Genomic DNA, 14,576 nt, shown 5'->3' with positions numbered 1-14,576 from the left:
ATCAAGATACTATCTCAATACTCTGCTTCAGGCAGCTGTTTTTAGCCTGCGTATTCAGGGTAATCCGTTAAACCTTTTTCAGCACCACCGAACAATGTGTTTGGATCGTGCGCCGCAAGTGGGTAACCATTTTGAATACGAGCTGGTAAATCTGGGTTCGCAACGAATGGACGACCAAAGCCAACCATGTCAGTTACGCCTTCAGCAACGGCTTTTTCGCCACGCTCGCTATCGTATTTACCCGCATAAATAAGGACACCATCATAAGCTTCACGAACTGCCGCTTTAAATGCTTTTGGCGTTTCAGGTGCATCGTCCCAATCAACCTCTGCAATGTGCAGGTAAACAATTTTGTAAAGGTTAAGTAGCGCTGCCGCTGCTGTGTAAGTCTCTACTGGCGTAGCGTCAACCGTACCATTCAACGATGTGAACGGAGCAAGGCGTACACCAACACGGTCAGCACCAATCGCTTCAACCATAGCTTCAACCACTTCACCAAGGAAGCGTAAACGGTTTTCAATTGAACCACCGTATTCGTCAGTGCGGTTGTTTGCTTCAGAATCGATGAATTGGTTGATTAAGTAACCATTCGCTGCGTGAAGTTCGATACCATCAAAGCCTGCTTCAACCGCATTCAAAGCCGCTTGGCGATACTGTTCAATCACCTCTTTGATGTCTTCTTTCGTCATCTCACGAGGTTCAACCACATCAACAAAACCCGGTTCATCAGTGCCGTTATCGATGAATACTTTTACGTTTTCTGCTTTAAGTGCAGAAGACGAAATTGGTTGTTCACCACCGATGTTATCTGGGTGTGTTACACGGCCTACATGCCAAAGTTGAGCGAAGATAACGCCCTCTTTTTCATGTACGGCATCAGTCACTTTTTTCCAACCAGCGATCTGCTCGTCAGAATAGATACCTGGAGTCCAAGCATAGCCTTGACCCATAGGTGAAATTTGTGTGCCTTCCGCAACAATCAAACCTGCAGAAGCGCGTTGAGCGTAGTAAGCCGCCATCATGTCGTTTGCTGAATTACCAGGTTGTGTTGCGCGAGAACGCGTCATCGGTGGCATAACAATACGGTTTTTAAGCTCGATATTACCAAGTTGAATTGGTTGAAATAGTGCGTTTGTCATTGTTATATCCTCGATTAACCTAGTTGAATCAGTTCGATTTGGTAGCCGTCTGGGTCAGTAATGAAAGCGATATGAGTTGAACCGCCTTTCACTGGACCTGCTTCGCGAGTGACGTTGCCACCTAGCGATTTGATCTTGTCACATGCTGCGTAAATATCTTCTACACCCAATGCCAGATGACCAAACGCACTGCCCATCTCGTACTCGTTAGTATCCCAGTTGTACGTTAGCTCGATAGTCGTGCCGCCTTGCTCGTAGCCAACAAAAACCAATGTGTAGCGGTAGTCTTTGTTTTCGTGGCGTTCAAGTTCCTTCATTCCCAATACCTTGGTGTAGAACTCGATAGACTTGTCTAAATCAGTAACTCGGATCATTGTGTGTAGGAATTTCATATTTCGCCCTTGATACTTTAATCTCAGCCTCGCTCAGAAGCTAAGTATTGTTCGTTTAGGTTGACCTTGAGGCCACCTACTTCTCTGTTGCTAGGTATATTACTGAACACTCACAAATCAGTGAAATTATTAAATATTCTCATTTTAATAATTTTTTGTTATTAACATATTGGCTAGTACCAACTAAACGACACAAAAAAGGGAAGCCAATGCTCCCCTTAGATTTAGACTCTCAATTAAAATCGCAACCGCCTATCTTTAAGCGCCTTAGACATTGAGTCTGATGTACTGATGACTTGTTCTCTGAACCATTTATGAGCGGGGTCACTGTTCTGCTTCTTCAACCAAATCAGGTAGTGAGACATCGGCTGATATTCAAAGGGTGGCTTGAACAGCTGTAAACTTAATTTTTCTTGGAACTGCACGGCCATAGATAAAGGCACCACAGTGATGTAATCGGATTGGCTACACAGCAAGATATTACTGAACAGTGAACGCCCATGAAATACGATTTTACGCTGGGACAGATCCAAAGAAGTGTAGTGATTCAAACTGCGAACTTTGCGTCGTGTTCTGTCTAATACGGCATGCTTTTCACTTAAGAACTGAGCTTCGCTGATTTCACCTTGAATTCGCGGGTGATCAGAACGACACACGATCACAAACTCGCCTTCATAAAGTGTTTCACTGACGATACTTGGGTGCTCGGGCACCACAATATCGATCATCGCATCGAACTCTTGAGTCAAAAGATCTTCGTAAATGCGCTCATCACTGTCTGGTTGATCAAAGACTTCCAGCGACAAGTTTTGATTGGGAAGCGCCGCGAAACTATTGAGCAGTACCCACTGTAAGTGCTCAGGTGCAGAAATAACAAACTTACGCTCAGAGGATTGCTCATCAAAATTAGCCATCGACTGAAACACGCCATTGAGTTCATTGATCGGCGCTTTAATTTGTTCATACAAGCTTTGCGCATAAGACGTAGGCGCAACACCTCTTCCTTTGCGAACAAAAAGCTCTTGGCCAATCTCTTTTTTTAGGCGGGCTAATGCGGTACTAATGGTCGATTGATTGGTACTGAGTTGATCCGCAGCTTTACTTAAACTGCCCTGCTCCATCACCGCAGAAAACACGGCAAGTAGATTGAAGTTGGGGATGTCGTTGCTCATATATCATTACTCGTTAGGCGACCATGAGCACCATGCTATCGTAAAAACGATAGAATGAAATAAGAATCCCTCGTTTAAAGTCCCAAATTGAGACACTAACATCCCGCGTAATTAGTTTCTTAATAGGCTTCCCCATGAAAAAACACTACCTTGCCATCACTATTGCGATGATGACGAGTAACGCGATGCTTTCAAACCCAGTACAGGCTGCGGCTCACCTTCTTCCTGAACTTGGTTCTCTCAACGCCAGTACCGCAGGCGCAGGATCGGCAGCGTTAGGCGAAAGTGCGTTAACCGCATGGACTAACCCTGCCGCTATGTCTCAGCTAGAAAACCCTGAATTCACCGTCAATCTGGCCGGCCTCTACACAGACATCAACTATTCAGACACAAACCCAACAGAGCGTTTTGACAGTAACATTGATGCTGGCGGTTGGGCTCCGGTAGGAAGCTTCTATTTTGTTGCCCCTATCAACGACAAATTTCACGCTGGCTTTGCTTTGGCTTCTCAAGGTGGTTCGGGAATTGATTATGGTGATAACTTTTCTGGGCAGCGTTTATTAAAGAATGTTGAATTCATGACTGTTCAACTGATGCCATCGATATCTTACAAAGTGAATGAGCAGCTTTCGTTGGGTGCCTCAGTCAATGCGGAATACCTCACTGCAAACGGCGAGTTGAATCCTTTTATCGGTACTGGCGACATTGGATCTGAACACTTATTCGAAGCAGACACGGATGATTTCACGGTTGGCTACTCTCTTAGTGCCTTTTACCAACCAAACGAACAACACCGTTTTGGCTTTATCTACCGCTCTGAACTTGCTCATTACGGTGAGGGTGATCTTCAACATTCGGCTAGCGACACCAAGCGTGATGTTGGGCTCGACTTCATCATGCCTCAACACATCCAAATTAGCGGCGTGCACGCCGTCAATGACCAATGGGACATGCTGTGGAGTGTGACTTGGTATGACCTATCAACATGGACAGACCTCACACTAGACATCAATGATAACTCAATAAAAGTTGTCGACCGTAACTTTGACGATGTGTGGAACCTAGCCATAGGTACTCATTATCAAATCACCCCAACCTTGCGACTAGAAACAGGCATCAGCTACGAAACTTCGCCGCAAGATGACGCAACTCATCAATATATGGATCTTCCTGTAGGCGAAACCAAACGTATTGGCGCAGGTGCCACCTATGCACTCAATAAGAACTGGGAGCTGCGCGCTTACTACGATTACATCGATCTGGACGAGCCTGAGCTTAATTACTCAAACGGGCAAGTTATCAATGTGCAAGGCGCTTACAACAACAGCGCACACTTCTTTGGAATGCAAGCGAACTATCGCTTCCTGTAAAGCATCAGTCTCGACCTTTCGTCGATTATCTATGAGTAACGCACAGTGCCTGATTCATGGCTTCACTCGTGTACTACATCAAGGCCTAGCTGTCCGCTAGGTCTTTCTCTATCTGTTCTTCAACTGCAATATTTCATCCCCATTCAACATCGCATTTGATTGGGTTAGATTACCTATTCAATAGAACATAAACAATACGATATTGTCTCGTTTATCATGACACTGTGTTCAGTGTCATTGAGATATACATTTGAGGAATTAAAGTTAAAATATGTCGAATCCAGCGCTCTACCGTAAATAGAAACGTATTTTTCCAGTGTTCAAAAACCTATTATCAGTTATATGTCATCCATCATTCGTTTCTATTACTCCTTTTATTGTAAGAAGCGTGTAAAAAGATGAATTCCACCAAATTGCTTATTGATGCTTTTATTAGTCATTTCATTGATCCAAACCAAATTAACTAACGATGTTTTAAAGCCGAATTTGAGCGCTAGCAAATAATTCAATCTACCGATTTAGAGTAATAGTGACTCATCGTAATTACGATATTATCAAATCGTAATTCTGGGTAGATACTGCTCAAAACTCTTCCTATTATCCTGCTAACAAATCAATTCTTAGCCCAAACAGAATGCTGACAAATGTTTTACAACACTATGTCAATTGCCATGGAAGATCCCCTCGACAGACGAGGTATTACACGTAAAGAAGACAATAGCTAAAAGAACGAGCCTAATATTTCGTTCGACAGTGCATCGTCATTCAACCTGCGTTTCAGGCTAACAATAAGAATTGGTTTGTAAGGAAGCATATTCGCTTCTTGATACCGAGAATCGGTTGTCTGGACTGAGTAGTATCACTTTAAATACCATCTATTACTTTTGTTTATTATGCGCACCAATCTACCCACATAATAGACATCTACTTTTTAAGATGTCGTTAAAAGTTAGACTTCTAGGCTGCAAATTCTCTCTTCTTATTGATGTAGGTTGAGATATGAACTTTATTAAAATCGTTTTCCAGAAAATCTGGGCCGTTGTGATGGTCTTGATTAAATTCTGCCTGTTTATGGCAGTGATGTTTGCTGGAGCATGGGCTCTTGCACCATTAGGCACAATCCATTCCAAAGACATCGACATGTCTCAATTCAACAATCATCCCAATGAAATGATGATGAACTTCTTCCAGATGGAGTCCTTCTCTGGTTACTTGTTCTCAGTGACCATTGCTGTGGTTTTAGCCGGTGTTTACGGCATGTGGCAGTTGCATGAACTGGGTGTGCATAAAGCAAAAGAGCACAAAAGCGCTCACGTACAAATCGTGTTTGCACTGTCACTTTGCGGACTCTTCATCAGCAAAACGTTCTGGGTTATCGCTTTGGTTATCGCATTGGCGAACTGGAAACATATTGGTCAATCATTGAGTGATGTGATTCGCCGTGGTGTACAGCCTAAACAAGACGCGACCAATACAGAGACAGCCGCAGTCCACGTATCACCTGAACAATCGGTAACAGAGCCGTCTGCAGTAGAGCAATCTTCAAAAGAACAGGCTTCAGAAGAAAAGACTCCAACAACACCATCCGCTACAGAAAAAGAGGTCGCATAATGAAAGAGATGATGATCCCATACATCCTAATTGTATGGTCACTGTTTGCGACAGGCGCACTTAAGAAGAACTTCAAGAACTACACATGGGCTGCCATTGGAGGCGTAACGATTCTTGCGGTATTAGCGGTAATCTCTCGCTTGTGGGCACCCGTTGATTTAACCAACTCAACCACAGTGAAAGCACCACACGCGGTAATGTCACCAATCTTTGGCCAGCAGATCGACCAAGTGCTTGTTGAGCACAACCAATTGGTTAAAGAAGGCGACGTAATTTACACACTCGTCGACATTGACTCCGCCGCAGACAAAGCAAAGATCGAATCTTCAATTGTTCAGAAAGAAGAAGAGATCAAGCAAATGAATCGCGACTTAGAGCGTGCTGAAACGTCACCTGAAATCTTCAATATGCGTGACGTAGAAAAGTACGACTCTGATCTTCGAGTGCTGCACGCTGAACTTGTGTCGTTAAAAGCCGATTTACAAAAAGTAAATTGGGCGCAAGAGAAAAAGACCATTAGAGCTGAGTTTGACGGTCAGGTTTCGATAGTGAATATTGCTGAAGGTTCTGTCATGGGTAACATGCACCTCTACAACACCAGCAAAAAATTCCTTGAGATGCGTATTTCAGACCAAACTTACAACTATGTTCAAGTTGGAGACTTCGCTGAGTTCTTCGTTGATGCATACCCAGGTCACGTGTTCCGAGCAAAAGTACACAGCTTTAATGCCGGTACTGGTGAGTCGAGTATTTCTCCACTTCAAGGGCCACAAAGCGTCGGTCAACACGTGGTAAGAAACGGCAATGGTTTAGGTCGTACTATCGTACTTGAGATCATCGAACCAGAAGGTTACAACATCCCTATTGGTTCAACTGGCGCGGCTTGGATCTCGGCTGAGAAGCCGCATCCGTTTTGGGGCTTCATTGATGTAATCGGCGCAGCAACGGTCCGCCTACAATCTTACAAGTCATACTTAGGTGCTTGGTAAGCGATTAAGCTCTTGGTAAACGATTAGCTCTTGATAAGCAATTAAGTATTCAATGATGTGGCTGTTATTCACTTCTATAACAGCCACTCATGAACTAGCGACTAATTGTAAAACAAATGCCCCGAATTTCGGGGCATTTTTATATCTGTTACAAGCTCATTTGTGAATTGATTCAGATCAAAATTAATCGCCAATACAATCATTAGATAAATAATATATCGAAAAAACGATGAGTTGAAATCTTATTAGCGCGTAGATAGCGACCTCCTCCACCTCTATCATTTGGCTCAAGAAATCCAATTCCTGTATCCAAATATAAGGTCACGACCATGACTAATACATTCAAAAAAATGGCACTTCCTGTTGCTGTTGCGAGCGCTCTACTTGCTTCTGGTTTTGCATCTGCAACGCCAACTGTAGAAGCGACATCGAAAGTCGGCCAAGAACTTCAGACGGCAAATGCTGCGCAATACCAAAACATTGATCTCGATGCTCATTACAAGAGCGAGGTTCTATTCGAACACAAATCAAACATGTTCTGGGGCAAAGGCGAACGTATTCAAGTTGTTTCTAAAACAGGCGATTCTCTAGCTTACACTGCTGAGTCTGACCATGTTCACCCAATCCTCACCAAGCATGGTCGTAAAATGGACCAAGCAATCATCAAAGTAGATGACAACGTATATCTTGGTTACGGTTTCGGTCTAGATACACCTGTAATGATTGAAGGTACGGACGGCATCATCATTGTTGATCCAGGCGAGTCGGTAGAAATGGCTCAATCGGTTAAAGAACAGTTCCGTCAAATCACCGACAAGCCGGTTAAAGCCATCATCTATTCTCACAACCACATCGACCACATCTCTGGTGTACGTGCATGGGTTACTGACGAAGAAGTGGCATCAGGTGAAGTAAAAATCATCGCTGAAGAAGGCCTAACCGCTGCAGTGGCTAACTGGTCTTCAAACCTAGGTACTCTATTTGGTCACCGTACTTCTTACACTGGTGCTAAGCACGTAGAAGAAGGTGAGCACGGCACAGTAAACGACGGCCTTGGTCCACGCTTCATGCAAGGTGCTATCTCGTTCATTGAACCAAACCTGCTTGTACCAAGCCAAAGCCACATCGAAATGGAAATTTCTGGCGTGAAAATGCACATCGAAAACGTGCCATCTGAAACTAAAGATGAGCTAGTGGTTTATTTCCCAGACCAGAAAATCCTGCACGCGGCTGAAGTACTTCAAGGTGAGAACTTCCCTAACCTTCACACCATCCGTGGTACCAAATTCCGTGACCCATCAATGTGGTTCAAGGGCATCGACGTAATGCGTAAGTTCGACACTGAGATCATGATTAACTCTCACGGTCGTCCTGTTGAAGGCAAAGAAGCGGTAGCTGACGTACTAACGGCTTACCGTGATGCGATTCAATACACTCATGACCAAACTATCCGTTACATGAACAAAGGTATGACGCCAGACGAGCTAGTTGAAGCGGTTAAACTTCCTAAGCACCTTGCAGAACACCCTTGGTTAGGTGAGCACTACGGCACTGTTGCACACGCCGTTCGTCAGATCTACGTAGGTTACAACGGTTTCTTCGAAGCGGATCCATGGCAGCTAGAGCCAATGGCTTACGAGCAACGCGCTAAAGCATTCGTAGAGATCATGGGCGGTCGTGACAACATCCTTACTACTGCACAAGCAGCAATTAAGGCTGAGAACTACACATTTGCAGCAGAAATTCTTTCTTACCCAATCACGGTAAACAAGCAAGATATGGAAGCTCGTGAGATGAAAGCACAAGCTTACAAAGCATGGGCTGCAGACCAAGTGAACATCAACTGGCGTAACTGGGCGCTTAACGCGGCGGCTGAACTAGAGAACAAACGTGACTTCTCTAACATGATCAGCTTCGCTTCTGTTGACGTTCTTACCGCGCTACCAAGCAAGCAGATCTTCGACATGATGACTTCAACGCTTATCGCAGAAAACTCGTTAGACGTAAACATGATGCTAACGTACAACTTCTCTGATACGAACGAAGCATTCACTATTGAAATTCGCAACGGTATTGCTCAGTTACACGAAGAAGCAGTGAAAGGCGCAGACGTTCAAATCGACACCACTCGTGCAGTATTGAACCAAATTTTGATTGCAGGTCCAAACGCTCAACAAGTGATTGGTACCAACCTCCAATCTGGTGCATTCAAGTTCTCGAACGGCGACATCAAAGGCTTCGGTCAATTCATGAGCTACTTCGCTAAGCCAATGACTCCAGAAGAGATCATGCTCATCGTTCGCTAATAGTGAGTTCGAACGGTCACTCTTTGGCGATAGATCTTCGACGATGGCTCTTTGACGAAAGCTACTTAGCAAACAATCTCGCTAAATAGCTATCAGTCCGATTCGCTGACCGCTTCACATGGACGACAAACAAATACAGGGACCCTTTGAGGTCCCTTTTTTATCGTCAGGTTCGGCTGCTGCCGTCAGATTCTTAATCCTTTTCCAGGTCTCGATAACCATTATGTTAAAACGATTTGCTTTGATTCTTTCACTCACCTCTTCACTCACGTTTGCCTGTGGCCTTCACCAAGATACCGGGTTTAGTTTGGTGACAGAGCCCGGTTCACTCGAGGTATTTGGCAATGTCATCACAGCCAGACAAGACAATGAATTCAACAACCTCAATAAGCCGGATCACTTTCGAGTCTTTGCCATCAAAGCCGCGCTTGCGAAACCCCACCCAGGCAAAATTGAGTTCAACTTATTCGAAGCAATTAAAGGTCATTACAGCCAAGTGAAACTTGAGAAGGGTGTCGATGTGTCAGGCAGAGATACTTTGCCTACCGAGGAAGATCTATTACTGATTACGGAACTCGATGTGTTCGATGCGCTAGCAACTGGCACCATCTCTTGGGATCACGCGACACTAAACGGCTTAGTGATCATCAACGGCCCACAAGATAAACGAGAACAGCTTGAAGATTGGCTTGGTGATATTTTTGAAGGGTAATAGCTTAAAGCGGGACAGATAAAAAGTCGTCAAACCCTCGGACTTCAGAACAGTGAGGGTTCAACGACAAACTTAAATCAAAAAAGCGTAGGCAGTGGAATCAACTCCAATCCCAGCACACCACTGATGCTCATTACCACCAGCAGAGACACTTTAAAGACGGTCTTTGACCACTGGATGTAGTTGAGGCAATCGACTTTGCGGAATGTCACTTTGGTCCACACAAAGCAAACTGCTGCCGACACCACTAGGTATTCATAACCTGCTTCCCCGAGTAGGAACAGCGCCAACGAGACTGCGCCAAACGCGACAACATACGCTTTCATGTGGTGATGTGCTTTGTCTACGCCCTCTTTCACCGGTAATACGGGAATGCCTGCATCTCGATAATCTTGTATCCGGAACATCGCGATCGCGTACGAGTGTGGCATTTGCCATAAGCAGAACATCACAAACAACAATACTGCTTCAAGGCTGATGTAATTCGTCACCGCCAAGTAACCTACCAACGGCGGAACTGCGCCCGAAATACTGCCGACTAAAGTGCCGTAAACCGATGTACGCTTGTACCACATGGTGTAGAAAAAGACGTAAAACACATAGCCAAGCAACACCATGACCGCAGAGATCGGATTAGCGAACTGAAACAGAAGCGCTGTGCCTGAGAGCAGTAAAACCAAGGCATAAACGAACGCGACGTCTGTATTGATGTTGCCCTGAACCAATTCTCGATTTTGTGTGCGCTTCATCTTTTGGTCGATGTCTCGATCAAAGATGTTATTCACCACACAACCTGATGCAATCACAAGTCCCACACCCGCTAATGTTGTCACTAACAACATCGCATTGGCTGGTTCTGTTTTTGCGGCGAGGAAGAACCCCGCCGCAACAGAAATCAGGTTGCCGAAAATGATGCCCGGTTTGGTGATAGACAGATATCTTTTCAGCATACCCTAGCCTACAACTTCATGTTGACGTTCATGTTGTAGATGATCCATACCGAGCCAGCGATAAGAATCAATACAACAATGGCGGTAAACATCAATGACACCAAGTTCCAACGTCCATCGGAAGATTTCGCTTCCATGTGCAAGAAGTACTTAAAGTGGACAAAGATTTGTACCAGCGCACAACCGAACAAGATCACATAAGTTTCCGTGCTTGGTAGCGCATGTGCCCACACGATGTAGAACGGAATAATGGTGAGAATCAGTGACGCAATAAAGCCTTTCACATAATCCGTTGCACCGCTGTCTAGATGCTGTTCCATTACATCACCCCCATTAAGTACACGATGGTAAATACACAAATCCAAACGATATCAAGGAAGTGCCAAAACAAGCTTAAACACTGGAAACGCATCGACATGTTGTCGTTCAATCCTTTGGTTGAAAGCTGGTGATACGCCACCGCCATCCAGATCAGACCGAACGTTACGTGCAAGCCGTGTGTGCCAACCAAGGTAAAGAACGCGGAAAGGAACGCACTCTCTTGAGGACCATAGCCTTCTGCAATCAAGTGATGGAACTCATACACTTCCATACAGATGAAGGCTAAGCCCAATACGAAAGTCACTTTGATCCAGCGTTTCAGTCCTAGAACATCTTTACGCTTCATTGCAATCATGCCAAAGCCAAAGGTGATACTACTGAACAGCAGCATCATGGTTTCGACAAACACGAACGGCAGTTCAAAGATGTCTTTGCCTGTCGGCCCTGCGATTGATCCACTCTCAAGCACGGCATAAGTCGCGAAAAGCGTGGCAAACAGGACACAGTCACTCATCAAGTAAACCCAGAAGCCAAACAATTTATTACCCGCAGCTTCATGGTGATGATCATGCGAGTGTGCAAGATCATAAGTGTGTGACGGAGTATTAGCTTGCATACGTCGTCTCCAAATCATCTTTATTGTCGTTGTTATCACTATCAGCATCACTGTCAGCGCTGTTACCACGACCAGAATGGTCGCCTTTCACTGACTGTTTCTTCGCTTCTTCAAGCTGTGCACGTCGAGCTGCTTCAATCGCTTTGATCTCTTCAACTTCCACGTAATAGTCCACATCGTCGTTGTAGCTGTGTTGAATACACGTCACCACGATGCCCACTAGGCTTGCCGCCGCTAGCCACCAGATGTACCAAATCATTGCGAAGCCAAATGCCAACGCCCATGCAGACACATAAATGCCTGTCGGTGTATTCTTCGGCATGTGAATACGTTCGTATTCTTCTTCCTGAGTTGGATCAAACTCACCACTTTGCTTTTGATACCAGAACGAATCGATCTCATCGCCCTTAGGCAGTTTTGCGAAGTTGTAGAACGGCGGTGGTGAAGACGTTGCCCATTCGAATGTGCGTCCGCCCCACGGGTCACCCGTTAGATCTCGGTTTTGGTCGCGGTCACGAACACTCACGTAAATCTGCACGAACTGACAAACAACACCCATCGCAATCACACCCGTACCTGCAGCCGCAACCGCCAGTAGAGGAAAGAATTCAGGGTTGATGTCTTGGCTCAAACGACGCGTCATGCCCATAAAGCCCAGAGCGTAAAGCGGCAAGAACGCCATCAAGAAACCAATGATCCAGCAGTAGAATGCGCGTTTGCCCCAAAGCTCGTTCAGAGTGAAACCAGTCGCTTTCGGGAACCAGTAACCAATTGCAGCGAAACAACCGAACACTACGCCACCAATGATTACGTTGTGGAAATGCGCAATCAGGAATACCGAGTTATGAAGAATGAAATCTGCGCCCGGAACCGCCATCAATACGCCCGTCATACCACCTACAGTAAAGGTGATTAGGAAACCGACCGTCCACATCATTGGTGTGGTGAAGCGGATACGTCCTTTGTACATGGTGAATAGCCAGTTGAAGATCTTAACCCCGGTTGGGATAGAGATAATCATGGTCGCGATGCCGAAGAAGGCATTCACATTGGCGCCAGAACCCATGGTGAAGAAGTGATGCAGCCAAACCACAAACGCTAAAATAGTGATAGCCACCGTCGCCCATACCAGTGAGGTATAACCAAACAGTTTTTTGCGAGAGAAGGTTGCAGTCACTTCAGAGAACACACCGAAGATAGGCAAGATTAGGATGTACACCTCAGGGTGTCCCCATGCCCAAATCAAGTTCACATACATCATCACGTTGCCACCAAGGTCATTGGTGAAGAAGTGCGTGCCGATGTATCTATCCAAAGTCAGTAACGCGATAGTGACCGTTAGGATTGGGAAAGAGATGATGATCAGGATGTTGGCACACAGAGACGCCCAAGTGAATACTGGCATCTTCATCATTGGCATAGACGGCGTACGCATGCGCAAAATAGTCGCGAAGAAGTTCACACCCGTTAACGTGGTACCCACACCGGATATTTGCAGTGCCCATATCCAATAATCGACCCCGACTCCCGGGCTCGCCTCAATGCCAGACAGCGGCGGATACGCCAACCAACCCGTACGGCCAAACTCACCCAAGCCAAGTGACATGTTGGTTAGGATAATACCCACCACAAACAGCCAGAAGCTCAAGTTATTCAGGTAAGGGAATGCAACATCACGAGCACCAATTTGCAGCGGAACGATGATGTTCATCAAGCCGATAACCAATGGCATCGCTACGAAGAAAATCATGATCACGCCGTGAGCCGTGAAGATCTGGTCGTAGTGATGTGGCGGTAAATAGCCCGTCTCACCAGCTGCAGAAAGCAACTGCTGACTGCGCATCATGACCGCATCAGCAAAACCACGAACTAACATCACCATCGCAACCGCAATGTACATGAAGCCCAGTTTTTTGTGGTCTACAGATGTAAACCATTCATTCCAGAGGTATTGCCACTTACCGGCTTTAGTGACCGCGTACACCACTAAAGCACCCACCAAAGCGATCATGGTTAAGGTGACCAAAATAATGGGTTCGTGGTAGGGAATAGAGTCTAGAGTTAATCTTCCAAACATGACGATTATCCTTGGGTTTCCGGCAGACAGTTCATTGAACCAGGGTGCTGGGTCACGACATCAGTGAATAAAAATGGTGGGATACTAGAAAACAGCGTCACAGGTTCAGCCACACTTGGCGCGGCCAATGAACGGAACTGCTCCCAATCTTCAATACGATCAGGACTTGCTTTCACTTTCTCTACCCAGTTTAAAAACGCCACTTGATCAGGCATGGCCGATGCGGTGAATTTCATCTGAGAGAACCCTTTGCCACTGTAGTTCGAAGCAAAGCCTTTGAAGTCACCTTCGTGGTTTGCAATCAAATTCAACTTAGTCACCATTCCCGGCATCGCGTAGATCTGCGAACCAAGACGCGGGATAAAGAACGCGTTCATGATGTTGTCTGAAGTCAGCTTAAACGTCACTGGAACATCTTTCGGGAACGCAACATAGTTAACCGTCGCAATGTTTTGCTCCGGATAGATGAACAGCCATTTCCAGTCCAGAGAGACCACTTCGATCACCATAGGTTTAACGTCACTTTCCAGAGGCTTAGATGGCTCCAGTTCGTGAGTTGTTCGCCAAGTGATGGTGGCTAGAATCGCAATAATGATGATTGGAATTGTCCATACCACTATTTCAATTTTGGTTGAGTGCGCCCAGTCTGGTGCATACTCTTCCGTGGTATTGCTTTCGCGGTATCGGTAAGCAAAGTAGATGGTCATCAGAATTACTGGGATGACGACAATCAACATCAGCAACAGAGCCGTAATAATCAGCTCTTTTTCCTGAACGCCAACGCTACCTTTTGGGTCGAGCAATGCGGAGTTACATCCTTCGAGCATCAGAATGGTTCCCAGCAAACCAATCTTCGACAAACTTGTCCTCGATAAAATGCGTTTATATCTTGAAGCTTCCATTAACTTTCTCGATGGTTAT

The 14,576-nt window shown here is 45.4% G+C and carries 13 protein-coding genes; 5 read left to right on the top strand and 8 right to left on the bottom strand.

Annotated features, from left to right (window positions below):
* Window positions 1-41 precede the first annotated feature (41 nt).
* The 3 genes from HRQ85_RS16400 to HRQ85_RS16390 form a co-directional block, all read right to left on the bottom strand.
* Entirely contained in the window at window positions 42-1,139 is a 1,098-nt protein-coding gene (locus HRQ85_RS16400; RefSeq protein WP_050645702.1) for an alkene reductase, read from the bottom strand.
* Between the two features lie 14 nt (window positions 1,140-1,153).
* Complete coding sequence (gloA, locus tag HRQ85_RS16395) at window positions 1,154-1,531, bottom strand: lactoylglutathione lyase (protein WP_017084654.1); 378 nt, start codon at window positions 1,529-1,531, stop codon at window positions 1,154-1,156.
* Window positions 1,532-1,767: 236 nt separating this feature from the next.
* Entirely contained in the window at window positions 1,768-2,703 is a 936-nt protein-coding gene (locus tag HRQ85_RS16390) for a LysR family transcriptional regulator (protein ID WP_172380143.1), read from the bottom strand.
* A gap of 134 nt (window positions 2,704-2,837) precedes the next feature.
* Here HRQ85_RS16390 and HRQ85_RS16385 point away from each other — a divergent pair, with 134 nt between their 5' ends.
* The 5 genes from HRQ85_RS16385 to HRQ85_RS16365 all read left to right on the top strand — a co-directional run bounded on the left by HRQ85_RS16385 (window position 2,838) and on the right by HRQ85_RS16365 (window position 9,691).
* Entirely contained in the window at window positions 2,838-4,073 is a 1,236-nt protein-coding gene (locus HRQ85_RS16385) for an OmpP1/FadL family transporter (RefSeq protein WP_172380142.1), read from the top strand.
* Window positions 4,074-5,072: 999 nt separating this feature from the next.
* Window positions 5,073-5,684 carry a magnesium transporter gene (locus HRQ85_RS16380; RefSeq protein ID WP_172380141.1) on the top strand — a complete coding sequence of 204 codons (612 nt, stop codon included), beginning with the start codon at window positions 5,073-5,075 and terminating at the stop codon, window positions 5,682-5,684.
* Entirely contained in the window at window positions 5,684-6,673 is a 990-nt protein-coding gene (locus HRQ85_RS16375) for an HlyD family secretion protein (protein WP_061039370.1), read from the top strand. Before HRQ85_RS16380 ends, HRQ85_RS16375 begins: the two co-directional genes overlap by 1 nt.
* Window positions 6,674-7,002: 329 nt before the next feature.
* On the top strand, window positions 7,003-8,979 hold the full coding sequence (locus HRQ85_RS16370; protein WP_172380140.1) for an alkyl sulfatase dimerization domain-containing protein: 1,977 nt from the start codon (window positions 7,003-7,005) through the stop codon (window positions 8,977-8,979).
* A gap of 223 nt (window positions 8,980-9,202) precedes the next feature.
* Window positions 9,203-9,691 carry a hypothetical protein gene (locus tag HRQ85_RS16365; RefSeq protein ID WP_172380139.1) on the top strand — a complete coding sequence of 163 codons (489 nt, stop codon included), beginning with the start codon at window positions 9,203-9,205 and terminating at the stop codon, window positions 9,689-9,691.
* Window positions 9,692-9,768: 77 nt separating this feature from the next.
* Here HRQ85_RS16365 and cyoE read toward each other — a convergent pair whose 3' ends face one another.
* From cyoE to cyoA, 5 genes are read right to left on the bottom strand one after another with little or no spacing between them, the layout of a single operon-like run.
* On the bottom strand, window positions 9,769-10,641 hold the full coding sequence (gene cyoE / locus HRQ85_RS16360) for a heme o synthase (protein ID WP_172380138.1): 873 nt from the start codon (window positions 10,639-10,641) through the stop codon (window positions 9,769-9,771).
* Window positions 10,642-10,649: 8 nt separating this feature from the next.
* On the bottom strand, window positions 10,650-10,961 hold the full coding sequence (gene cyoD, locus HRQ85_RS16355) for a cytochrome o ubiquinol oxidase subunit IV (RefSeq protein WP_016786088.1): 312 nt from the start codon (window positions 10,959-10,961) through the stop codon (window positions 10,650-10,652).
* Window positions 10,961-11,578 (bottom strand): cytochrome o ubiquinol oxidase subunit III, encoded by a 618-nt coding sequence (gene cyoC, locus HRQ85_RS16350; RefSeq protein WP_016786087.1) that lies wholly within the window; start codon window positions 11,576-11,578, stop codon window positions 10,961-10,963. The genes cyoD and cyoC overlap by 1 nt, the downstream gene beginning before the upstream one ends.
* The gene (gene cyoB / locus HRQ85_RS16345) at window positions 11,568-13,655 is read right to left on the bottom strand and encodes a cytochrome o ubiquinol oxidase subunit I (RefSeq protein ID WP_135444791.1); all 2,088 of its coding nucleotides are present in this window, start codon (window positions 13,653-13,655) and stop codon (window positions 11,568-11,570) included. Before cyoB ends, cyoC begins: the two co-directional genes overlap by 11 nt.
* A gap of 5 nt (window positions 13,656-13,660) precedes the next feature.
* The gene (gene cyoA / locus HRQ85_RS16340) at window positions 13,661-14,557 is read right to left on the bottom strand and encodes a ubiquinol oxidase subunit II (RefSeq protein ID WP_081228834.1); all 897 of its coding nucleotides are present in this window, start codon (window positions 14,555-14,557) and stop codon (window positions 13,661-13,663) included.
* Between the last annotated feature and the right edge of the window lie 19 nt (window positions 14,558-14,576).

Origin of the sequence: Vibrio sp. Vb339 (genome assembly GCF_902751245.1) — a bacterium.
In the GTDB taxonomy this organism is placed as follows: Bacteria; Pseudomonadota; Gammaproteobacteria; order Enterobacterales; family Vibrionaceae; genus Vibrio; species Vibrio coralliirubri.
The sequence above is the reverse complement of the archived record's forward strand: the minus strand, read 5'-3'. Positions and strand labels throughout refer to the sequence as shown.